A 20,495-nucleotide genomic window follows, 5' to 3' on the forward strand; every position below is an offset into this window, starting at 1 on the left:
GGTCCGAGCCTACGACTTGGTCCCCGATCGTGCGGTGGCCGGTGCCGCCCGGCGCCGGATGCGGGGCAGCAGCGTGCCGCCGCGCCCGGCGACGATCGTCTGCGCCAGCACCAGCGCCAGCACGGCGGAGACGACGACGAACCCGATCCAGTAGACCGGTGGCAGCAGGACGCCCAGCGCGCCGCCGAAGACCCAGCTGAGCTGCAAGATCGTCTCAGACCGGCCGAAGGCCGAGGCCCGCGAGGCCTCCGGCATGTCGTGCTGGATCACCGCGTCCAGACAGACCTTCGCCAGCGCGCTCGCCGTCGCACCCACCAGGCCGACCACCACCGCGAGCGGCAGCCCGGCCAGCACGGCCGCGCACCCGGCGACGGCCAGCGCGCTGCCCAGGCAGGCGATGATCACCCGGTCCGGCTTGCCGAAGTGCATCTTCGAACCCAGCCCGTTGCCGAGGAAGCTGCCGACCCCGGCCGCGCCGCCGACCAGGCCGAGCAGAACCAGCTGCATGAACGGCTCGTGCTGGGTGCTCTGCTTGATCACGAACGCGGCGAACAGCGTCAAGAACCCGGTCAGCACCCGGATGCCGCCGTTGCCCCACAGCGCCACGACCACGTGCCCGCTCAGCGGGACCTTCTTGGCCTGCTGCGGGTGGGAGCCGATCGACGTCGGGACCTCGCCCTCGGTGCGCTCCACCCAGCCGGGAATCCGCAGGCACAGCCACACGCCGCCGGCGGCCATCGCGGCCATGAACCACAGCGCGCCCTCGGAACCCAGCAGCCAGGCGAAGCCGGAGGCGATCGCGCCGAAGATCCCGCCCGCGGCCATGCCGAACGCGGTCAGCCGGGAGTTGGCTTTGGTCAGCGTGATCTGCGACGGCAGCACCCGCGGCGTCATCGCCGCCTTGAGCACGCCGAAGGACTTCGACAGCACCATGCAGCCCAGCGCCGCCGGGTACAGCAACCAGCTGTTGAAGTTCAGCGCCATCACGGCCGCGAGCAGCACCCGGACCGCGAAGGACGCGGCGAGCGCGATGCGGCGGCCCTGCTGCAGCCGGTCCAGCGCCGGCCCGATCACCGGGGCGATCACCGCGAACGGAGCGACCGTGATCAGCAGGTAGAGCGCGACCTTGTCCTTGCTCTCGCCGGTGGCGGCGGAGAAGAAAAGCGTGTTGGCCAGCGCGACCGCCATCGCGGCGTCCACCGCGTAGTTGCCCATCACGGCATAGGTGAACTTCGCGAGCCCGGACCGGTCGGCGCCGTCGGCGTGCGCGAGCGAGAAGAACATCCGCATCGCGCGTTGCGTCAGGTCCCGGCTGCGCCACGCGGCAACACGGGTGACGGTCAGCTTCCGGGGCGGCGCGGTGCTGCGGGGCTTCTCCGGTTCGGGCTGTTCGGGGTCTTCCGTGCTGCCGGGGTCGTCTCCGGGCAGCGGTGGCAGCCGCCGGGCGCTGCTGCGCGGGTGCTCATAATCCGGATCCTCTTCCCACGGGTACCGCCGCCCGCCCCGCCGGGAACTCGCACCGGAACCCCGCCGGTCGTCCCTGCTCGACGACGCCTCGAACCGGTTCTCGGCGCGCTGCTCGTGGTTCGGCTCGGCACGCTGCGCCGAGCCGTGCTCGGCCTCCCGGCCGCCTTCGGCGTACCAACCGCGCTTGCGGCGCTGCCCGGCGCCCCAGCCCGATCGGCCGCGCGAGGCGTCCGACCGCTGGTCGTGGCGTCGCAAACCCATACCGTTCATCCTGCCTCACCCGCCTCCGGCCGATCGGGCCTCCGACGGATTTCGGCGGTCCCACGGATAAAGAGGACGGAACCCGCCTGCCAGATACACCCGGACACCATCGAGCGACATCAACGCCCCAAAACCACCCCCGTCCGGGTGGTCCAAAGCAACTCCGGAGCCCCGTCAGTGCTTTTCGGAGTCATAGCGAGCACCCAACCACGCTCACGGCCGGTGACCTGCGGATACAGCCCGACGCCGTGCACTGGCGCAAATTCACTTGAAATCGGACCTTCGATTTCAAAGGAAATTGCGGCCACGCAGCGGGACCGTGCCTGAAAATCGACGGCTTCCACAGTCCCAAAAAGCGCACGGGCATCTGAGCAGGCAGAACTCAGGCCGGGGTCAGGCGCCAGTAGCCGTAGGGGTTGAAGAAGATGTCCTCGTCGTCGTAGCGGTCGCACGCGTGCTGGTGCAGCAGCCAGCGCGGCGCGTCCTCGGCGAGCCGGAACCCCTCGCCGTCCCGGATCTCCGCCGCCCGCGGCTCGGTCAGCAGGTACCCCGCGAGGCCGTCGATCAGCTCCACCCACTCGCCGAGCCGGCTCTCGTCGAGCAGCCCCTCGGTCTCCAACTCCACATCGGGCACCCCGAGCAGGTGCATGCCGCAGCTGTGCAGCACGTCGCCGCTGTGGATCGGCCGCTTCACCCAGGCCCGGCGGAGCGCATCGGGCTTGGCGGCGTCCTCGGCCAGCGCCAGCCACGTCTCCCGACTGTGCGCGAGACCGCTGCTCTCGCTCTTGATGGCGGTCGCGCCCAAGCGCTCGAACAGCTCCGCAACCACGGCCAGCATCCGCTCGGAGATGTAGGGAGCGTGCTCCTGCCCGCCCTTCGCGAGCACGTAGGCGACCGAATCGTGCTCGTCGACCGCGTCCCAGTCGGCGTCGGTGAAGGTCAACCCAGCCAGGCAGGCCTCGAACGCGTCGGGCATCCGCGGATCGTGCTCCTGCACCGAGAACTCCCGGTCCAGCGAGAACTGCGGTCCGCCGACGGCACCGGCGACTCGCTCGACCGCGTCGAAGTTCATGCCGGTGCCGAGCACGCAGAGCACGTGCAGCGGCTCCACCAAGTCCTCTTGATCATCCATGCGCCGACCGTACTAATGATCACGTTGGTACGAAGCGAACTCGGAAAATCGACGGCCAGTACTTCCCGGTGAGCAGGAACTCGTCGGTGCCGGGCACGGCGGCGATGCCGTTGAGCACGTCGGTGCCCGCCCGCTGCCGGGGGCTCAGCAGCCCGGACGCGTCCGCCACAGCGGTCACCTGCCCGTTTGACGGGTCGATGCGCAGGATCTGGTCGCTGCCCCACACGTTCGCCCAGACCTGCCCGCCGACGCACTCCAGCTCGTTCAGTTCGTCGGCCGCGGACCCGCCGAGCCGCACGCCGACACCGCCGATCGGAGCGAAGGTCACCGGGTCCCGGAAGGTCAACCGGTCGCTGCCGTCGCTCATCACCAGCCGCGCCCCGTCGAAGCACAGGCCCCAGCCCTCGCCGGAGTACCCCACGCGGCGCAGCTCCGCCAGCGACTCCCGATCACGCTCCAGCGCCACCCCTTCCTGCCAGGTGAGCTGCCAGATACGGTCTCCCGTGACGGTGATGCCCTCACCGAAGAGTCCGGCCGCGAGTCGGGTTTCGCGGTGCACCTCGCCGGTAGGAAGGTCGGTGGCGCGTAGCAGCGACTCGCCATGCAAGCCGGTCCCTTCGTAGAGGGTGCCGGCGGCAAGTTCGAGGCCCTGAGTGAATGAGGAGCGGTCGTGCGGGAGCACGGAAATCACCTCCGCTCGAAGGTGTGGCACGCTTCCCGCGTGCCCAACGCCCTGATCGGTTTGCTCGCGGTTGCCCTGGCCGTCGTGCTGCGCTGGTACCTGCGGCGCGCACGCCACCAGCCCCAGCCCGATGGTGAGCACCCAGCCGCACAACACACGACGAGTCAGGAGGAGTCGCACCCCGAAAGCCTGACACGGCCGACGGCGGCGACGACCACGTACGGCACAATCGAGCATGTGACGCCTATGCCTGCTCCGATGACCAGCCCAGGCGCGGGTGCCCCGTTCGAGGACGCCGGGCTGCCTGCGCCCGTGCCGCCGAACCCGGAGCTCGCCGCTGCGGAGGACGTCGCCCGAGCTGCGGCGGAGGACGAGGCGCGGCCCGGGGACGACCCGATCGGCTCGCCGGTGCTGACCCTGGACACCGAGGTCTACGCCCCGGTCGGGGCGCACGTCGGTGTCGAGCCGGAGGGCCCGCACGCGGTCACCCACTACTTCGAGTCGAACTACCCGGGCTACGTCGGGTGGCGCTGGGCGGTCACCGTCGCCAGCGTCGGGCCGGGCGAGCCGGTGACGGTCAGCGAGGTCGTGCTGCTGCCGGGTCCGGACGCGTTGACCGCGCCGGACTGGGTGCCGTGGAACCAGCGGGTGCGCCCGGGCGACCTCGGCGCGGGTGACCTGCTGCCGACCCCCGTGGACGACCCGCGGCTGGTGCCCGGCTACCTGGCCAGCGACGACCCGGAAGTGGAAGAGGTCGTCCACGAGGTGGGTCTCGGCCGCAAGCGGGTGCTGAGCCTGGAGGGGCGGCTGGAGGCCGCCGACCGCTGGCACAGCGGCGACTTCGGGCCGCGCTCCGAGATCGCCCGGTCGGCCCCCGGTGCCTGCGGTACCTGCGGTTTCTTCCTGAAGCTGGCGGGTTCGATGGGCGGTGCGTTCGGCGTCTGTGCCAACGAGCTCGCGCCCGCGGACGGCCGCGTGGTCAGCGTCGAGTTCGGTTGCGGCGCGCATTCCCAGGTCGAGGTGGACACCTCGTCGACGGTGCCGGTGGCCGAGGTCGTCTACGACGACGCCACCCTGGACTTCGAGCCGCGCGGGTGAGCGGAGCGGACCCCTTCGGCGTTGCCGAGCTCCGGCAGGCCGTGCTGCAGTCCTGGGAGGCTTCGCCGACCAGGTTCCGCGAGGACGCCAACGCCGAGGAGGACCTCCGGCTCGGCGGTTACCGCGACCGGCTGCTGGTCGAGTTGGCCCAGAACGCGGCGGACGCGGCGGGCACCGGTGGTGTGCTGCAGGTCGAGTTCGTCGGCCGCGAGCTGCGGGTGGCCAACACGGGTGCGCCGCTGACCGCGGACGGCGTGGCGGGTCTGGCTTCGCTGCGCGCGTCGGCCAAGCGCGAGGGCATGTCGGTCGGCCGGTTCGGCGTCGGGTTCGCGGCGGTGCTAGCCGTGTCCGACGAACCACGGATCGTGTCGACGTCCGGCGGGGTGGCGTTTTCCGCGGAGCGGACCAGGGAAGCGGCGGCGGAGCTGCCGGGCCCGGCCGAGGAGTTGGCGGCGCGCGAGGGCGTGGTGCCGATCCTGCGGCTGCCGTGGGCGATCGCCGACGAGCCGCCGACGGGTTTCGACACCGAGGTGCGGCTGCCGCTGCGCCCCGAGGTGGACGCGGACGCGCTGCTGGCGGCGTTGACCGACCAGGTCCCCGATCTGCTGATCTCGTTGCCCAGGTTGACCGAGATCCGGATCGGCGAGAAGACCTGGCGGCGCGACGACGAAGCCGATGACCGGTTCGTCGTGCACGGCCCGGTGCGCAGCGACCGGTGGCTCGTGCACCGCGCGGCGGGCAAGTTGAGCGAGATGGCGCTGGCCGGTCTGGGCGTCGAGGCCCGGCATGCCACGGAGTGGCACGTGACCTGGGCGATTCCGCTGGACGAGTACGGCACGCCGATCCCGCTGGCCGAGGACGTGCTGCACACCCCGACCCCGACCGAAGAGCGGCTGTCGCTGCCCGCGCGGCTGCTGGCGAGCGTGCCGGTGGAGCCGGACCGGCGCCGGGTGTCGGCATCGGCCGCCACGGACGCGGTGTTGACGTTCGCCGCCGAGTGCTATCCAGGGCTGGTCGGCAAGATCGCCGCAGAGCACCGCACGGCGCTGGTGCCGCTGCCGGGCTTTCCGCTGTCCGATGTGGACGACAAGCTGCGGCAGGGCGTGAACGACCGGCTGCGCGTCGCGGCATGGCTGCCCGCCGCCAACGGGAATCTGGTAGCACCGCTGGAATCCCGGGTCCTCGAATACGTCTCGCCGGAGCTCGTTGAGCTGCTGAAAGACGTGATTCCCGGCCTACTCAAGGCGGATCTGGCCGATGCCCACCACCGCAGGTCGCTGCACGTGCTGGCGATCCGGCGGCTCGCCGCGGCGGAGATCGTCGAAGCGGTCACCGGCCTGCAGCGTCCGCCGCACTGGTGGTACAGCCTCTACGACGCGCTGACCCCGATCGAAGGCGCGGATCCCTTGGCGCGCGAGGAATTCTCCGCGCTGCCGGTGCCGCTGGCGGACGGTCGCACGGTCACCGGTGTGCGGGATGTCCTGCTGAGCCACCGGAATACGGACCCGGACCCGGCGGCGCTCCTGTCCACACTGGACATCTCAGGTCTGCGCATCGCGCACCCCGAAGCGACGCATCCGCTGCTGGAGAAGCTCGGCGCGCACCCGGCCGGCCCGGCGGAGCTGCTCGACGCCCCGTCTCTGGAGGAGGCGGTGCGCAGCAGCGTCACCGACGCGCGGTCCGGGGCGGACGTGCAGCCCTTGGCGGAGGCGGTGTTGCGACTGGTCGCGAGCGCGCAGCCGCGCGACTGGCTGGGCGCGTTGGCGCTGCCCGACGCGGACGGTGATTTCCGCCGGGCGGACGAACTCCTGCTGCCCGATGCGGCGCTGCTGGACGTCATCGACCCCCAGTACGTCGGCGAGGACGCGCCGCTGGCGGTGCTGGACGAGGACTTCGCGGCCGACCGGCAAGCGGACCTGCTGCGGTCGATCGGCGTGCTGGACGGCTTCGCGGTGCACGTCGAGGAAGACCCCGCCGAAGCGGACGACGACTTCCCCGACTCGCACCACTGGTGGGCGGAGCAGGAAGCCGCGCAGCCCGAGAACTGGCCACCCGCCAGGTTCATGGGCATCCGCGACCTCGACCTGGTCGCCGACGACGCCTGGCCGGCGGCTATCCGGTTGCTGGTGCGGAACCCGGACACCCTGCGGGCACTGCGCGAACCGCACAGCTACTCGGCCTGGTGGATCGCGCGCTACGCGCTGCTCGAAGGACACCCGCCCAAACACTGGCGCCTCGCCGGGGCCGAAGAACTCGCGGGCCTGTACGACGCGGTGCCCGATGTCGAACTCGACGACGAGCACCTGCGGATCGCGGGTGTGCGCGGCAAACTCGTCATCGAGGACGCCGACGACGCCGAAGACCTGCTGGAACGACTCGGTGACCCGGACCGCGCGGTGCGCGCCGGAACGGCGTTGCGCGCGCACCAAGCGCTGGCGGACGCGGTTGCGCGCGGCGTCGTGGATCCGGGCGAGTTCGACCCGCCGGAGATGGTCCGTTCGGTGTCGGGTGCGGTGGTCAGCACCGGGCGAGCGGTGGTGCTCGACGAGCCGTGGATGCTGGGCGTGCTGGAAGCGCCGCTGGTGATCGCGGGCGGCAGCCCGGACCAGTTTGACGCGGAGGCGCTGGCGGAACTCCTGGACCTGCCGCTGGCGTCCGAGGAGAACACGATGCAGGTGGTGGGCCCGGGCCGCCTCCAGCGCTGGCCGGAGGTGGCGCGCGTCCCGGCGGCCTGCGAACTCCTCGGAATCACCGTGCCAACGGGCGAAGTGACCCTCCACGACGTGCTGAAAGTCCGGTCCTCGACCGGAGAGCAGCGCGTCCACTGGTGGGTCGAAAGCACGGGAAAGCTCCACGTGGAGCAAACCCCGGACGGCCTGGCCCGAGCCCTGGCCTGGGCATCGGGGGCCTGGCACGAGAGGTTCGCCCTGACGGCCCTGCTAGCCGCCCCGGAAGCAGCAACCCTCCTGCGCTGAGCGGCTCAACGGAACCGCTCAGCCTTCACGGCGGCTAAGAACCGCCCCCAGGTCGGCTGCCCGAACACCAAAGTCCCACCGTCCCGATCCTTAGTGTCCCGAACCCCGACCAGGTCAGGACTGATCCCGACCTCGACGCAGTCGCTTTCTTCACCGCTGTAGCTCGACTTCCGCCAGTTAGTGATCGGAGACATGGCGCTCCTCCATCTTCTTCGCATACGTAGCGATGAGCTTGGCAGATTCGGAAGGGCTCAACGCTGCTTTGGTCAGACTAGCCACGGACTCGACGAATGGGGAAGTCTCGGCTGGAGCGTCCAGGAACGCTCCAACACGCCGGTGCTCCAGATGGACGACCGTTCGTTGGCGGTGGAACTCCATGACCAACTGGTTGCCATTAAGGGCGACGTGTGCACCCAGATCGAAAGGGACTATCTGGATTTTGATGTGCGGCCGACACGCCATGCGCTCGATGTGCCGGAGTTGATCTGCCATCACATCGGCACCCCCGACTGGACGATGCAGGACAGACTCATCGATGAGCGCATGGAACTCCGCTGGCTTCTTTCCAGTTAGGACAGTCTGTCGCCCCATGCGCAGCGAGACCCTGGATTCGACATCGCTGTCCCTGAGTCCGCCAGCGACCATGATCGCCCGGGTGTAGTCGGCGATCTGAAGCAAGCCCGGGACAAGACCAATCGACACGTTGGTGATCTTCGTTGCGCTCCGCTCGAACTCCAGCAGGGCCACGAGTTGCTGTGGCAGTCCTGGGTTTCCCACTTCCCACCAGTGCGGCTTGTGTGCGTCCTCGGCGAGTTCAAGGATGCGCGTTCGCTCCCGCCCCTTGACGCCGAGTGTTCCCAGGATGATTGCTATCTCAGTTTCTGAAGGAACCTTGGCCCCGACCTCGATCCGGCCGAGGGTTGCCCTTGACCAATCACACTGCTCTGCCAGTTCCTCTAGTCGCAGGCCAGCTTCCTTTCGGAGCTTGCGAATCTCGGCACCCAGTCCGCGCGAACGTGCAGTTGTCATATGTCCACGCTATTTCAGGGCCTGAGACTCCGCCATTACACATAACGGTGAACCGCCTTGATCGGAGACAGCTGAACCGATCTTATCGGCGCAGAGACAGAAAGGAATCCCATGTCTGACTACTTGACCTACGTCTGGCGCCCGGTCACGGGTGGTCGCCACGCGTTTCCCATCGCAGCAACGAAAGCTCCGCGCGACGAGCGGGTGAAGTCGTTCTGCGGGACGGAAGCGAACGCAGCGGAGCTGCACGATCGGTCCGAAGTGGACTGGATCCGCAAAGACACCTGCATGCGCTGCTGGCACACCCTCACCACCCGCCTGTGACCACCCGAGGACGGCGCAATTTCGCGAGAAATTGACCGTCACCCCGGATGAACGCCAATTTCTCGCGAAATTGACACCCCTCGACCAACCGAAGGAGAACCACCGATGTTCTGGATTCAGCTCAGCACGTTCGTCCTGTTCAACCTGCTGATCCTCGCGATCCTCACAACCCAGCTACCCGCAAGAACCATCGCGTTCTCAACAGGCCAGCACGCCGGAGGCGGCGAAGGCGCTTACACGGTCTGGCACCTCATAGCCGACATCGAAGCCGAAACCCGTGTCGTGGCTGAAGAACACCGCGCGGAACAAGAACATCCCCACATACCACCGGGATTCCCCACCACAGACCCCGACGAGCCCGGCGACCGCGAGGAGCCGACCGGACGCCACCACCTCCGCACCTGATTCACACCGTCAGGTGAGAGGTGAGGGGCACCCTTGAGCGGCTGTACCACCCAAGGGTGCCTGGTGCGGTGTCCTCCCCGAACTCCGCCGCACCAGCCCTTCCCGGTGACCGGGCGCGATTGCCCCCTCCCCACGCGCCCGGTCACCGACCATCTGTGCTTCGGGAAGGACGCGATGACGCATTCAAAAGACGAGTCGAACGTCAAGATCGGACGCTGGGCCGCCTTCGGCTACCAGAACCACGTGATTCCCGACGATGACCCGCGGCGCGATGGGCCGGAGCTGATCGCGGTGTGCGGCGTCATGACGGCACCCGAGGACATCGGCGGCAGAGACCAGCGCACCACCTGCTCCGTCTGCGCGGCAGAGGTCCGAAGTGGACGAATTGAGGTCCGTCCGATGAGCTTCGGCTGAAGGCCGCTTTTCCGACATCGAGGTCCTGCATAATGCCCTCCGGCCTGATCACAGGCCGTTGGGGGAGTGCTCCGAGTTCTGCGAGCGCACGTTCATGCGAGGGGAGCATGTCCGAGTGAGTTACCAAGGCTGGCCGGGAAACCAGGGCCAACAACCCTATCCACAGCAGCCGTACCCGCCGCAGTACCCGGCCGGACCAGCGCCGATGCCGCCCAAGAAGCGCCGGATATGGGTTCCGTTCCTGATCGTCGGGCTCGTCGTGGTTCTGGTCGGCGGCGGAGTAACCGGCTGGTTGGCGTTGCGCGCCAAATACGGCCCTAGGGACGAGGACCAGCGGCCGTCGGCGACGCTGCTCTGGAAGCAGGCGACCTTGATCGACGAGAGGCCACTCAACAGCTGGGCTTCCGACGGCATCATCGCGGTTATGCACGAAGACCGTTTGTACGCATTCAATGCTGAAACCGGGGAGAAGGCATGGGACTTCCAACCGCCGCTGCGTGCTGGGGAGAAGACGCCGCTGAGTCGGTTCTGCGGAATGAGCCACGACGTTAAGAACGGCCTCGGGGTGATCTCCTTTGGACCGTACATCAAATCCACATACGGGGGGACGGGATGCTCAACGATTGCCGTCGTAGATGTCAAGACAGGTGTTTTCAAATGGCAGCTTGACCTGCCGGTCGTTGAGAACCGGGGCACCACGAATTTCACCGACCCGGAGATCGTTGGTGATCTGGTTGTGTTCTCGTTGCACGACATTGTGTTCGGGGTGAATCTGGCTGATGGCAAGGAGGTATGGCGGCATGACCAGGAACCGCGCAGCTACTGCAATCTGTCCGGCCCCGCCATCAGCGAGCGAACGACGGTGTTCCCGGTCTACTGCCCGATAGGCGAGCCGGAATACCACGAGCTGCTGTTCCTCGACACAGCAACTGGGGCGGTAAAGGGGCGGACCCGCCTCGACGCGGACACCTTTCCTGCTGTGATCTCGGCTGATCCGCCGATAGCAGCAGTCGATCCGAGCACCAAGGACGAAGTCCCTGGAAGCCTTCTCGTCTTCGACGACATAGGGCGCAAGGTGACCGAGTTCCCGCAGGAGCTTCCTGCCGGGCGGCTCGACGTCAACCCGATCAACAGCTACCTGGAAACCCGGGCACGCATGCGATTCCCCATCATCGTCACTGACGGAATGCTGGTCGGGGCCACTTGGAGCACCTCGGTCAATGCATACCGGGAAACGAACAAGATCGTCGCGGTGGATCTGAAAACCGGGCAGCAGCGCTGGGACATCGCCCTAGGGAAGAAGATCGCCGGACGGCCATTCGCAGCGACCGCGAACGGAATTCTCGCTATCAACGCAGGTACTCACGAGAACCCGCCGCAAGTGTTCGAGATTCCGCTGAGCGGCGGCAGTCCGAGAGCGATCAGCGGTCTGTTCCCGTCTGAGGTCAGTTCTCCGGTCAATTGCAACCTGCACTGGGGCAACGGCACGGTTTACGGAGTGAGGACAGGCGGGGGCACGCTCGGGGCACCGCTCGTGTTTGCCGTTAGATAGCGGAGAAAAGCGCTGGCCGCGCACCGAATTCGGTGTGCGGCCAGTTTGCTTCTCGACTTCAGCGGGTGTTGGTCACTCGCCGAAGACCGGCGGGGCGACCTTGGGCAGGCCCAGGTCTTCCCAAGCCTCGTCCGTGTCGACCCAGTACTTGTCCTCGTGCTCCATGTCTTCCTCGCCCTCCTTGCCCCGGCCGCGGCCAGCAGCACCGGCGCCCATGCCGCCCGCGCCACCACGACCGGCCGCGCCAGCAGTGCCACCGGCACCGCCAGCACCCGAGCCGGAGCCGAGACCACCGAGGCCGGCGCGACCACCAGCGCCCAGACCCGCACCACGACCGGAACCGCCAGCGCCACCGCCGGCGCCGAGACCACGACCAGCACCAGCGCCGGTACCGGAGCCGCCGCCGAGGCCGGGCCCACCGGGCACCATCCCGAACCCGGGACCGCCGGTGTTCGGACCCATGCCGGGGCCAGTGTTCACAGGCACGCCGGGACCATTGGGAACAGGCGGGGAAGACCACTGCGAATTGCTCTGCGATGGAGTCGTGCTGCCGCTGCCGCTGCCGCTCCCGCTGCCGCTGTGACCGCTGTCACCGGTCCCGCTGACCCAGCTGCCACCACCACCGCCGCCGCCGCCCGGCGTGCCGCCGCCACCGGGGATGCCGGAACCGTTCGGCATCCTGCCGATCGTCGGGTTCGTACCAGTGCTGTCCCCGCCCTGGTCGTACGCCATCTCCGGGGCCTTCGGATAGAACGCTAGGTTCTGTGAGACGTTCGTGGTGCTCTGGCTGTAGTTGTCATAGTGCTGCTTGGCTTCCTGAGCCTTCTCAGTAGCTTCGCGCTCCTGCTTCTGCAGGTCCGTCTCGCCACCAATCAGCCAAGCGCCGCCCTTCTCGAGCAGGTTGTCGGTCGCATCGACCTTCACCGGCTCGGGCATGCTGTTCTTGACCCTGCTGAAGTTGTCGACCTGGTCCTCAGCTGAGACACCGACCGATTCCGAAACGCCCTTGGCGTCTTCGATGAACTGCGACATCGGCTGCAGGGTGGAGCCATGCTGCTCTGCGGCCTGACCTTCCCAAGCGAGCTTGGCCTTGTTATTGGCGGTGTCCAGGATGTTGTAGACATCGGTGAACTGGCCACCGATTTCGGTCTTCCACCCCAGCACTTTGCGGGAAAGATCCTCCGTTCCGTTCCCGCCGTGGATCTGCTTGTACTTCTCCGGGTGGTTGAAGCCCACCTTGCTCATGATCTCGTCCGTGTTACCACGGTCCGATTCACGTGTGAGCAGGTAGCCGCCGACGATGATCGGTAAAACCATGATCACACCCCCTTTTCGAAAACTGGTCGTGGTAGTCCGGACGCGATCAGGCGCCTGGAACGTTCTTCAGGGCCTCGCTGGTGATTTTCTCCGCGTAGCCGCACGGATCGTTCATTTCCGGCGTGCCGCCAGCGTTCTTAAAGTAGTTGACCTCAAGCGACTGGTCGTCGGCGATGGCTAGCTCGATCCGGCACAGGTCGCTCTGCTCGTCGACGCGCGCTCCTTGGTAACCGTCAAGCTGTGTCAGCTTGTAGCTCTTGCGCGTCTCCGCGTTCTTCAGGACCTTTTCCAGGCCGCCGTGCTTGGTGTTGATCGAGACAGCTGCGGTGAAGGCATCGTTCGCCCATTCGCAGCTGGGCTCGCCATAGCCGTTAGGGCTCTGTTCTGGAGGCCTTCTCTCTTTGACACCACCAAGGCTCTTGACTTGCTGATCTGTCAGCAGTTGACATGCGTCGGTGATTGATTTGAGGTTCTTCGGGTTCTCGACCTTCGGGGCCGCCGGGGAGGTTGTGGTGGTCTCGTCGGTGTCCGAGCTCGGCGTGTTAGTCGACCCGCCTGGAGAGCATGCCGCCGCCCCCAGCACGGCGAGGAGGGAGATGGCGGTGACAGTTGCGCGGCGTAGCACGTGAGATCTTCCTTAAACCTGGCGGGCGGTCGCGTTTTCGTCAGTGGTCTGGTAAGTGCCCAGCGCAGCCTTCAGCTGGTCGATCTGCGACTGGATGCGGGCACGAGCATCGTTGACGGCCCATGAAAGGCAGCCTTCGTTGTTCCCCGCCATCTCACCCAGGGAGCTCGCGAGCCTCTCGCTGACTTCGTCGTCTCCGGGCGGCACAACGTTCTGAAGGTCCTGTGCCTTCCGCAGGATGCGGCCGAGCATGTCCTGGGCCTTCTCGTACTCCGTGATCAGCCCTGGAATCTGCTCGATGTCGACCTGGAACGACGCCGCCTTCGCGGTGCCGCCTGAGTTGATCGCCGTGTGGATCGTCGCTGACCGCGCAACCTTCTGCCCCGCCGTGACGACAGCGTTGCCGACCCCGTCGAAGAATGACACCTCTCACTACCCCCTTTGTCCCCTGAATCAGGTACACGTCGCGCTTAGCTTGCCAGGTCTTTGCTCATCCGTGCACCGATGTGACGATCCTCGGACGAGATCGGTTCCCAACTCGTTGCTGTATTGGTCCGTTTGGCGGAGTGACTTTCGTCGCTACCAGGCCGCCGCCGCTTCGCGCCGGGTCTTCGTCGTCAGCTCGCCGAGCACTCGCGTGAACGTGCTCATGTCCGCCCCCGCGAACATCCGCTGCGTTCCGCTGTTGTAGACCGCCGTGCGGCCGAGCTGCAGGTCAATGATGCGGAGCGTCTGGTCTCCACGGCGTTCCTTGCGGCGGTCGTCCCAGATCGTGACGCCGATCTCACCGAGGCCGAGGCGCGGTCCGTCCAGCAGCTGCGTCATCTTGCGGAAGCTCGCCACGTTCACGCCGCGGGCGCGCAGGCTCTGCTCGATCGCCTGCGTGTCCTCGTCGCCGCGGCGGCGCACCTCGGTCATCGCCGTGCGCATCTCCGCCAGGTCGACGCTCAGCGGCGGGCGGATCCGCGCCGGCGGGTGTTCCGGCAGCACCGACACCAGGGCCGGGATCAGGTCGTTGGGGTGCACCGGCTCCAGGATGATCCGGTCGCCGTCGACGACCGTGCGCACCGCCGTCTTGTTCGCCTTGGACACCGCCGCCCGCAGCTCGGTTTCCTTCTTGGACGAGAACCGCAGGTCGTACTCGACCGTCGTGTGCGCGTAGATGCCCAGCAGTTCCATGACCCGGTCGTTCACGCCGCCCGGGTTGATCAGGCCGCGGTCGCGGACCCGCTGTTCGGCTGCGTCGAACTCGCGCGGTATGTCTTTGACGGTCGTCCCGTAGTTGCTGTACGACGCGATCACCGGGATTCGGGTGAGTCCGGCGCGTTCGGCCAGGATCGCGAATTCGAGTCGGTCGACGTCGAGCTTGGGCACTGGTACTGCGCTCCCGCGTTAGGTCAGAGTTGCGCGTCGGATCTGGTGACGACTGTGCAGACTAACCGGTCGCGGGACCGTACGGAGCAGGAATCGTGCAGGCTCAGCCGTCGAGACCGGACAGGCCCTTCCAAGCTCCTCGGGAGCCGCGCCGCGCCGCCGAGCGCTGCCAGCGGAACACTCCGTAGCCGATGATGCCGAGCGCCCCGCCGACCAGGCAGGTCCAGAACTGGATCTCCGAGGCGCCGTCGGCCCAGTGGCGGATGCCGAACAGGACCGCCCCGGCGAACCACAGCGTCGTGCCGAACAGCACCACCGGGGTCGGGTCCGCCAGCCTCCGCGGCAGCGGCGGGACCGGCCGGTGACCCGGCGCGGAGGAGGTGGATTCGCTGTCCATTGCCACGTCAGGCAGGTTACTCCCGGTAGTAAACGCGCGCGCAGGCGCGTTGATCGGGAAGTACTGATGGTGGATCAAGACGCTTCCAAGAGGTCGCTGCTGGCCAGGTATTTCAAGATCACCGACGGTGGGTCCAGCGTCGGGCGGGAAGTTCGCGGCGGCGTGGTCACCTTCGTCACGGTCGCGTACATCATCGTGCTCAACCCGCTGATCCTCGGCAGCTACTCCGCCGAGGACGCTGGCGCCAAGCGCGACGTGCTCGGCAACATCTTGCCGCTTTCGCAGGTCGCGGCGACTACCGCGCTGGTCGCGGGTGTGATGACGATCCTGTTCGGATTCGTCGCCAACTACCCGTTCGCGATCGCCGCCGGCTTGGCAGCAACACGCTGCTGGAGGTGACCATCGCGCCGCAGGCGACGTGGCCGGAGGCCCATGCCTGGGCCTGGTGGTAGACGGCATCATCATCCTGATCCTGGTCGCCACCGGCTTCCGGACAGCGGTGTTCAACGCGGTGCCACCGAGCTCAAGGCCGCGATCGCGGTCTGTGTCGGCGTGTTCATCACGTTCGTCGGCCTGGTCGACTCCGGGTTCGTGCGGCGGCTTCCGGACGCGGCCAACACGACGGTGCCGGTCGGGCTGGGCATCGACGGTTCGATCGCCTCGTGGCCGACCGGCGATCCCGGGGCAGGTCGTCGGGCTGCCGGGCCTGTCGCTGGTCGGCGGCATCTCCTTCGGCGCGTGGACCCGGCTGCCCGCGCTGGCCGCCGCGATGCTGGTGTTCACGCTGGTGCTGGCGAACTTCTTCGACGTCGTGGGCACCATGACCGGCCTCGGCAAGGAAGGTGGGCTCGCCGACAAGGACGGCAACCTGCCACGCATCGGCAAGGCGCTGGCCGTTGAGGGCGTCGGCGCGGTCGCGGGCGGCTTCGGCTCAGTTAGCTCCAACACCGTGTTCGTGGAGTCCGCGTCCGGCATCGCGGAGGGGGACGCGGACGGGGCTGGCGAACGTGATCACCGGCCCGCTGTTCCTGGCGGCGATGTTCTTTACCCCGCTCTACCAGGTCATTCCGGTGGAGGCGGCGGCTCCGGCGTGGGCTTCCTCAGCTGCGTGCTGCTGCAGGTGTTCACCGGCCGCGTCCGCACCGTGCACCCGCTGATGTGGGTCGTCTCGGCGGCGTTCGTGCTCTACTTCTGCTCCGGTCTGTTCAGCGCGCTCTTCGGCCTCTCATCTGCCCGCTCCGCTCGTCGTTTCGCCCGTGATCATTTTGTGCCGCTCAAGCAAAGCGGCATTGCGCTATGGCAGCACAACGTGCTCACGCCTCCTGACCAGGCGGAACCCGCCGGACTTCGGCAGCGCCAGGATGGTCCGATCGGAGTAGTGCGTCGATTGAGGTGCGATCCAGGTTTCGGGGGCGCGACCTGGCTATTGTGGGCGGCCACTGATCTGCATGATCAGTTTGTCCGATTCCCCGAAATAGTTTGGTAGACTAACGACGTGTCCGATATTGCGGAGCGAGAGCGCACCCTGGCGAGTCGTCTGCGCCTCGCGGTCGTTCGCCTGAATCGGCGGCTGCGCGCGCAGAGCACCGACTCGAAGATCACGCTGTCCCAGCTGTCTGCGCTGTCCTGCCTGCACAAGACCGGCGCGATGACGCCGGGTGAGCTGGCAGCGAAGGAAGGCGTCCAGCCGCCGTCGATGACCAGGGTGATCGCCGCCCTGGAAGACGCCGGGCTGGTTGCCCGTCGAGCCCACCCGACCGACGGTCGGCAGGCCATCGTGGAGCTGACTGAGGCCGGTCGGGCCCGCATAGACGAAGAGGTTTCGGTCCGGGAGCGCTGGCTGGACCAGCAGCTCGTAAACCTGTCCGAAGAGGAGCGCCGGGTGCTGTCCCAGGCGGCCGAGATCATCGACCGAATGGCCAGCCGATGACAGAACGTCAGTGAGAGGCGGTAAGCACGAGCGTGGTTGACCGATCCACATCGCGCACGGGAGCAGGCCCGAGCGAGGATCCGGGCAACCTCACATCGTCGTCCACATCGGACGGATCCACTGCCTCCACCGACTCCGGTGGCGGCATGTTCCGCTCGCTGCGGGAGCGAAACTACCGCTACTACGCCTCCGGTCAGGTCGTGTCGCTGACCGGCACGTGGATGCAGCGCGCCGCGCAGGACTGGCTGGTGCTGGAACTCTCTGGCGGCAGCCCAGCCTCGCTCGGCTTGGCGGTCGCCCTGCAGTTCATCCCGACGCTGCTGCTGACACTGTGGGCCGGAGTCATCGCGGACCGCTTCGACAAGCGGCGCATGCTCATCGGCACCCAGAGCGCGCTCGGCGCGTGCGGGCTGGTGCTCGGGCTGCTCAACGTCACCGGCCTCGTGCAGCTCTGGCACGTCTTCGTGCTGTGCTTCGTGCTGGGGTGCTTCGCGGCGGTGGACGCGCCGGTGCGGCAGTCGTTCGTCGTCGAGATGGTCGGGCAAGCGCAGCTCACCAACGCGGTCGCGCTGAACTCGATGACCTTCAACCTGGCCCGCATCGTCGGCCCGGCCATCGCCGGGGTGCTGATCACGGCGATCGGCACCGGCTGGGTGTTCCTGGCCAACGGGTTGAGCTCGGTCGCCGTGGTCGCCGGGCTGGCGCTGATGGATCAGGCGGCGCTGCACCGGGTCAGGCCGCCGCCGAAGGAACGCGGCCAACTGCGCGCCGGGCTGCGCTACGTGCGCGGGCGTCCGGATCTGATCGTGGTGATGGTGCTGGTGTTCTGCCTCGGCACCTTCGGCATGAACTTCGAGAGCACGTTCGCGGTGGTCGCGCGCAACACCTTCGAGCGGGACGCCGACGGCTACGGCCTGCTGATCACCATGCTCGCGATCGGGACGTTGACCGGGGCGGCGCTGGCGGCCCGCCGAAGTGGGCGTGGGGTGCCGCGGCTGAGGCTGATGCTGCTGGGTGCCGCTGTGTTCGGCATTCTGGAGGCGGCGGCGTCGCTGATGCCGACCTACGAGCTGTTCGCGGTGGCGCTGATCCCGGTCGGGGTCGCCGTCATGACGTTCACCACCAGCGCGAACTCGACCGTCCAGCTGGCCGTGGAGCCCACCATGCGCGGCCGGGTAATGGGCCTGTACATGCTGCTGTTCCTGGGTGGAAAACCGCTGGGTGGGCTGGCTTCCGGGTGGATCGCCGAGGTGCTCGGGCCGCGCTGGCCGATCCTGCTGGGCGGTCTGGCATCGTTGGCCGCCGCGGTCGGCGGGGCCGCAGTGCTGGCATGGCGTCGGCGCGGTGCCGGTTCGGTGGACGGAGGGGTTGCCCGATCACGGAGGTTAGGCTAACCTAAATCTCGTCCGCTTCGTGGTGGGAGCGGTAGTCAGTTCGGGAACGGATCGGGCCCCGGCCTCCTTCGGGAGACCGGGGCCCGATCGTCTGCGGGGCGGAAACGACTTCGGGGCCCTCCCGGAGGAAGGCCCCGAAGCGTCGGCGGTGGGCTTGTCGGAGCACTCACCACCGAGTCCTGGATGCCGTGCGTCTTTCGGGCAGTTGTGGCTGCTCAACGGACTCACGGCTACTGACCAGCGAGAAACGTCGGCGCGGTGGTTCTGCTCGTCAGGCGTTGGGGAGACGGAGGCCGTTGTAACCGGCGCGGGCGTCGGCGAAGCGCGCGGCGACCTCGTCCCAGTTGACCACGTTCCACAGATGCTTGACGTAGTCGGCCTTCACGTTGCGGTACTGCAGGTAGTACGCGTGCTCCCAGATGTCGAACGCCAGCAGCGGGGTCGTGGCGATCGACAGGTTCGCGTGGTGGTCCCGCAGCTGCTGCGTGATCAACCGCTGACCCACCGGGTCCCAGGCCAGCACGCCCCAGCCGTTGCCCTGGATCGTGGTCGACACCGCCTCCATCTGAGCGCGGAACTTGTCGAAGGAACCGAAGTCCTCGTCGATGGCCGCCGCCAGCTCGCCGGTCGGCTTGTCCCCGCCGTTGGGCGAGAGGATCTTCCACCACACCAGGTGCAGCGAGTGCCCCGCCAGGTTGAACGCCAGCGTGGTCTCCAACCCAACGATGGAGGAGAAGTCGCCCTTCTCCCGCGCCTCGGCGATCTTTTCCACCGTGTCGTTGGCGCCCTTGACGTACGCCGCGTGGTGCTTGCTGTGGTGCAACTCGTTGATCTCACCGGCGATCGCCGGCTCCAACGCCGCGTAGTCGTAGTCCAACTCCGGCAACACGTACTGCGCCATTGAGCATCTCCCTTCGCTGTCGACAGAGTCTAGCTACTGCCATCTTATGGCAATTAGTCTTGGATGGGGGTGTTGATCTCAACTGCCGGGCGAGTTGCGCCAGAAACCCCTGTGATCTGCGAAAACGTTGCGGTGCGGGAGCATTTTGGATGACTCCAGCGACCGCCGTGGTCTGCGGTCGGGGTCTGGAACTCGCGGCTTCCCGTGCGGTCCCGGCCTTCCCGCAGGCCGGCTCGCCCCTGGAAGGCACGATGCGCCGATTGCTCGTCGCGCAGATTGGACACGCCACGGGGAGCGGCGATGTCGCGCGAAATCGCCACCCGGCACGCGTGGGTAATGGCGATTTCGATTTCAACGGGACGACCACCGCCGGCGGTCCCGGCAACGGCGTGCCGCTGCTCGCCGACCAGTACCCGTCCCACGAGCGCATCCTCGAAACCGAGCCGGACCTGGTCGTCGGCGGCTACGCCAGCGCCTTCGACGACACGACCGGCCGAGGCCCGAAAACGCTGGAGGCCAGTTGCCGACGCCGTTGCCACCCAAGGTGAATGCGGCCTGCTCGCCGGAGTCGTAGACGAAGACGTCCATCAGCGCAGTGCCCGCCAGTCGTTGCTCGACCGCGCGTACCCGGCCTTCGATGTCGGCCGCGACCCGCCGAGCCTTCTCCGGTAAGCCCAGCACCTCGCCGAACATCGCGATGTCGGCCAGCAGCGTGTCCATCCCGGTCGGGACCGCAACGCAGGACCCCGGGCTGCTGGTGCCGGACGCGGCGACCTTCCTGGTCGGTGCCGAAGCGCGGCGGATGCTGTTGGTGTCGGCGTTGTTTGGCGCGGTGTTCCTGGTTCTGGCGGATCTGGTGGCGCGGCTGGTCATCGCGCCGTCCGAACTGCCGGTGGGGGTGCTCACGGCACTGGTGGGCGGGCCGCTGTTCCTGGTCATGTTGCGGCGGGAGAGACGGGAGCGGCGGCAGCGGCGGGTCGCATGAGCGTGCGGGTACGCGGGGCGCGCGTGGAGCTGGGCGGCCGGACGATTCTGTCCGATGTGGACATCGAGGTCCGGTAGGGCGAGGTGTTCGGGCTAAATTAGTGGGCCCGAACGGCAGTGGCAAGACGACGCTGCTGCGCACGCTGCACCGGGCGGTGGCACCGGTGGCCGGGTTCGTCGAGGTCGCGGGTAGGGCCGGTGGTGGGGGCGTCGGCTAGCCCGGATTCTGGCCGC

At 67.7% G+C, this 20,495-nt stretch carries 22 protein-coding genes and 1 pseudogene; 12 read left to right on the forward strand and 11 right to left on the reverse strand.

Annotation, left to right across the window (positions count from 1 at the left end; translation table 11 throughout):
• Window positions 1–9: 9 nt before the first annotated feature.
• The 3 genes from SSPN_RS0121640 to SSPN_RS0121650 form a co-directional block, all read right to left on the reverse strand.
• A complete protein-coding gene (locus SSPN_RS0121640; RefSeq protein ID WP_010308673.1) occupies window positions 10–1,728 on the reverse strand; it encodes an MFS transporter in 1,719 nt (572 codons plus the stop codon).
• Window positions 1,729–2,110: 382 nt separating this feature from the next.
• Window positions 2,111–2,860 carry a hypothetical protein gene (locus SSPN_RS0121645; RefSeq protein WP_010308677.1) on the reverse strand — a complete coding sequence of 250 codons (750 nt, stop codon included), beginning with the start codon at window positions 2,858–2,860 and terminating at the stop codon, window positions 2,111–2,113.
• A 19-nt stretch (window positions 2,861–2,879) separates the two neighbouring features.
• A complete protein-coding gene (locus tag SSPN_RS0121650) occupies window positions 2,880–3,698 on the reverse strand; it encodes a glutaminyl-peptide cyclotransferase (RefSeq protein ID WP_010308681.1) in 819 nt (272 codons plus the stop codon).
• On the opposite strand from SSPN_RS0121650, the gene SSPN_RS0121655 reads away from it, so the two are divergent.
• Entirely contained in the window at window positions 3,627–4,640 is a 1,014-nt protein-coding gene (locus SSPN_RS0121655; RefSeq protein ID WP_237710682.1) for a DUF3027 domain-containing protein, read from the forward strand. The two genes, SSPN_RS0121650 and SSPN_RS0121655, sit on opposite strands and share 72 nt — an antisense overlap.
• Window positions 4,637–7,615 (forward strand): sacsin N-terminal ATP-binding-like domain-containing protein, encoded by a 2,979-nt coding sequence (locus tag SSPN_RS0121660; RefSeq protein WP_010308689.1) that lies wholly within the window; start codon window positions 4,637–4,639, stop codon window positions 7,613–7,615. Before SSPN_RS0121655 ends, SSPN_RS0121660 begins: the two co-directional genes overlap by 4 nt.
• Before the next feature lie 5 nt (window positions 7,616–7,620).
• On the opposite strand, the gene SSPN_RS0121665 is transcribed toward SSPN_RS0121660, so the two are convergent.
• Together SSPN_RS0121665 and SSPN_RS0121670 are read right to left on the reverse strand one after the other, a co-directional pair.
• Window positions 7,621–7,833 carry a DUF397 domain-containing protein gene (locus SSPN_RS0121665; RefSeq protein ID WP_337466350.1) on the reverse strand — a complete coding sequence of 71 codons (213 nt, stop codon included), beginning with the start codon at window positions 7,831–7,833 and terminating at the stop codon, window positions 7,621–7,623.
• Window positions 7,793–8,644 (reverse strand): helix-turn-helix domain-containing protein, encoded by an 852-nt coding sequence (locus SSPN_RS0121670; RefSeq protein WP_029535591.1) that lies wholly within the window; start codon window positions 8,642–8,644, stop codon window positions 7,793–7,795. Before SSPN_RS0121670 ends, SSPN_RS0121665 begins: the two co-directional genes overlap by 41 nt.
• A gap of 111 nt (window positions 8,645–8,755) precedes the next feature.
• Between SSPN_RS0121670 and SSPN_RS0121675 the strand changes: the two genes are divergently transcribed.
• The 4 genes from SSPN_RS0121675 (at window position 8,756) to SSPN_RS0121690 (ending at window position 11,339) form a co-directional block, all read left to right on the forward strand.
• Window positions 8,756–8,968, forward strand: a complete 213-nt coding sequence (locus SSPN_RS0121675) for a hypothetical protein (protein WP_010308699.1) — start codon at window positions 8,756–8,758, stop codon at window positions 8,966–8,968.
• 105 nt (window positions 8,969–9,073) lie between these two features.
• Window positions 9,074–9,373, forward strand: coding sequence for a hypothetical protein (locus SSPN_RS0121680; protein ID WP_010308702.1), 300 nt, complete (start codon window positions 9,074–9,076; stop codon window positions 9,371–9,373).
• Between the two features lie 174 nt (window positions 9,374–9,547).
• Window positions 9,548–9,787 (forward strand): hypothetical protein, encoded by a 240-nt coding sequence (locus tag SSPN_RS44915; protein ID WP_010308705.1) that lies wholly within the window; start codon window positions 9,548–9,550, stop codon window positions 9,785–9,787.
• Between the two features lie 115 nt (window positions 9,788–9,902).
• The gene (locus SSPN_RS0121690) at window positions 9,903–11,339 is read left to right on the forward strand and encodes an outer membrane protein assembly factor BamB family protein (protein WP_158309610.1); all 1,437 of its coding nucleotides are present in this window, start codon (window positions 9,903–9,905) and stop codon (window positions 11,337–11,339) included.
• Between the two features lie 72 nt (window positions 11,340–11,411).
• On the opposite strand, the gene SSPN_RS49135 is transcribed toward SSPN_RS0121690, so the two are convergent.
• From SSPN_RS49135 to SSPN_RS0121715, 5 genes are all read right to left on the reverse strand, one after another.
• Window positions 11,412–12,656 (reverse strand): hypothetical protein, encoded by a 1,245-nt coding sequence (locus SSPN_RS49135; RefSeq protein ID WP_143539462.1) that lies wholly within the window; start codon window positions 12,654–12,656, stop codon window positions 11,412–11,414.
• A 46-nt stretch (window positions 12,657–12,702) separates the two neighbouring features.
• The gene (locus SSPN_RS0121700) at window positions 12,703–13,281 is read right to left on the reverse strand and encodes a DUF3558 domain-containing protein (protein WP_010308715.1); all 579 of its coding nucleotides are present in this window, start codon (window positions 13,279–13,281) and stop codon (window positions 12,703–12,705) included.
• A 12-nt stretch (window positions 13,282–13,293) separates the two neighbouring features.
• Entirely contained in the window at window positions 13,294–13,707 is a 414-nt protein-coding gene (locus SSPN_RS0121705; protein ID WP_010308720.1) for a PE domain-containing protein, read from the reverse strand.
• 153 nt (window positions 13,708–13,860) lie between these two features.
• Window positions 13,861–14,655 carry an ESX secretion-associated protein EspG gene (locus SSPN_RS0121710; protein WP_010308724.1) on the reverse strand — a complete coding sequence of 265 codons (795 nt, stop codon included), beginning with the start codon at window positions 14,653–14,655 and terminating at the stop codon, window positions 13,861–13,863.
• Between the two features lie 103 nt (window positions 14,656–14,758).
• On the reverse strand, window positions 14,759–15,052 hold the full coding sequence (locus tag SSPN_RS0121715) for a DUF2530 domain-containing protein (RefSeq protein WP_010308726.1): 294 nt from the start codon (window positions 15,050–15,052) through the stop codon (window positions 14,759–14,761).
• A gap of 66 nt (window positions 15,053–15,118) precedes the next feature.
• Here SSPN_RS0121715 and SSPN_RS51490 point away from each other — a divergent pair.
• The 3 genes and pseudogenes from SSPN_RS51490 to SSPN_RS0121730 form a co-directional block, all read left to right on the forward strand.
• Window positions 15,119–16,271 (forward strand): annotated as a pseudogene (locus tag SSPN_RS51490) (NCS2 family permease); the annotation flags it as partial.
• A gap of 276 nt (window positions 16,272–16,547) precedes the next feature.
• Complete coding sequence (locus tag SSPN_RS0121725; RefSeq protein ID WP_010308729.1) at window positions 16,548–16,982, forward strand: MarR family winged helix-turn-helix transcriptional regulator; 435 nt, start codon at window positions 16,548–16,550, stop codon at window positions 16,980–16,982.
• Window positions 16,983–17,128: 146 nt separating this feature from the next.
• Window positions 17,129–18,376, forward strand: a complete 1,248-nt coding sequence (locus tag SSPN_RS0121730; protein ID WP_170121534.1) for an MFS transporter — start codon at window positions 17,129–17,131, stop codon at window positions 18,374–18,376.
• Between the two features lie 271 nt (window positions 18,377–18,647).
• Here SSPN_RS0121730 and SSPN_RS0121735 read toward each other — a convergent pair whose 3' ends face one another.
• Window positions 18,648–19,277, reverse strand: coding sequence for a superoxide dismutase (locus SSPN_RS0121735; RefSeq protein ID WP_010308738.1), 630 nt, complete (start codon window positions 19,275–19,277; stop codon window positions 18,648–18,650).
• Between the two features lie 251 nt (window positions 19,278–19,528).
• Between SSPN_RS0121735 and SSPN_RS0121740 the strand changes: the two genes are divergently transcribed.
• The 3 genes from SSPN_RS0121740 (at window position 19,529) to SSPN_RS61730 (ending at window position 20,479) form a co-directional block, all read left to right on the forward strand.
• Window positions 19,529–19,825 (forward strand): hypothetical protein, encoded by a 297-nt coding sequence (locus tag SSPN_RS0121740; protein WP_143539463.1) that lies wholly within the window; start codon window positions 19,529–19,531, stop codon window positions 19,823–19,825.
• 89 nt (window positions 19,826–19,914) lie between these two features.
• The gene (locus SSPN_RS0121745; RefSeq protein ID WP_010308747.1) at window positions 19,915–20,262 is read left to right on the forward strand and encodes an iron chelate uptake ABC transporter family permease subunit; all 348 of its coding nucleotides are present in this window, start codon (window positions 19,915–19,917) and stop codon (window positions 20,260–20,262) included.
• A 100-nt stretch (window positions 20,263–20,362) separates the two neighbouring features.
• Window positions 20,363–20,479 carry an ATP-binding cassette domain-containing protein gene (locus tag SSPN_RS61730; RefSeq protein WP_010308749.1) on the forward strand — a complete coding sequence of 39 codons (117 nt, stop codon included), beginning with the start codon at window positions 20,363–20,365 and terminating at the stop codon, window positions 20,477–20,479.
• Window positions 20,480–20,495 lie beyond the last annotated feature (16 nt).

Origin of the sequence: Saccharopolyspora spinosa NRRL 18395 (assembly GCF_000194155.1) — a bacterium.
In the GTDB taxonomy this organism is placed as follows: Bacteria; Actinomycetota; Actinomycetes; order Mycobacteriales; family Pseudonocardiaceae; genus Saccharopolyspora; species Saccharopolyspora spinosa.

What these genes read in the sequence shown, in the direction of transcription:
- SSPN_RS0121640 (WP_010308673.1), bottom strand. Translation starts at nt 1,728, where the DNA reads ATGGGTTTGCGACGCCACGACCAGCGGTCGGACGCCTCGCGCGGCCGA.
- SSPN_RS0121645 (WP_010308677.1), bottom strand. Translation starts at nt 2,860, where the DNA reads ATGGATGATCAAGAGGACTTGGTGGAGCCGCTGCACGTGCTCTGCGTG.
- SSPN_RS0121665 (WP_337466350.1), bottom strand. Translation starts at nt 7,833, where the DNA reads ATGCGAAGAAGATGGAGGAGCGCCATGTCTCCGATCACTAACTGGCGG.
- SSPN_RS0121670 (WP_029535591.1), bottom strand. Translation starts at nt 8,644, where the DNA reads ATGACAACTGCACGTTCGCGCGGACTGGGTGCCGAGATTCGCAAGCTC.
- SSPN_RS0121675 (WP_010308699.1), top strand. Translation starts at nt 8,756, where the DNA reads ATGTCTGACTACTTGACCTACGTCTGGCGCCCGGTCACGGGTGGTCGC.
- SSPN_RS0121680 (WP_010308702.1), top strand. Translation starts at nt 9,074, where the DNA reads ATGTTCTGGATTCAGCTCAGCACGTTCGTCCTGTTCAACCTGCTGATC.
- SSPN_RS44915 (WP_010308705.1), top strand. Translation starts at nt 9,548, where the DNA reads ATGACGCATTCAAAAGACGAGTCGAACGTCAAGATCGGACGCTGGGCC.
- SSPN_RS49135 (WP_143539462.1), bottom strand. Translation starts at nt 12,656, where the DNA reads ATGGTTTTACCGATCATCGTCGGCGGCTACCTGCTCACACGTGAATCG.
- SSPN_RS0121715 (WP_010308726.1), bottom strand. Translation starts at nt 15,052, where the DNA reads ATGGACAGCGAATCCACCTCCTCCGCGCCGGGTCACCGGCCGGTCCCG.
- SSPN_RS0121730 (WP_170121534.1), top strand. Translation starts at nt 17,129, where the DNA reads ATGTTCCGCTCGCTGCGGGAGCGAAACTACCGCTACTACGCCTCCGGT.
- SSPN_RS0121735 (WP_010308738.1), bottom strand. Translation starts at nt 19,277, where the DNA reads ATGGCGCAGTACGTGTTGCCGGAGTTGGACTACGACTACGCGGCGTTG.
- SSPN_RS0121740 (WP_143539463.1), top strand. Translation starts at nt 19,529, where the DNA reads ATGCGCCGATTGCTCGTCGCGCAGATTGGACACGCCACGGGGAGCGGC.
- SSPN_RS0121745 (WP_010308747.1), top strand. Translation starts at nt 19,915, where the DNA reads ATGTCGGCCGCGACCCGCCGAGCCTTCTCCGGTAAGCCCAGCACCTCG.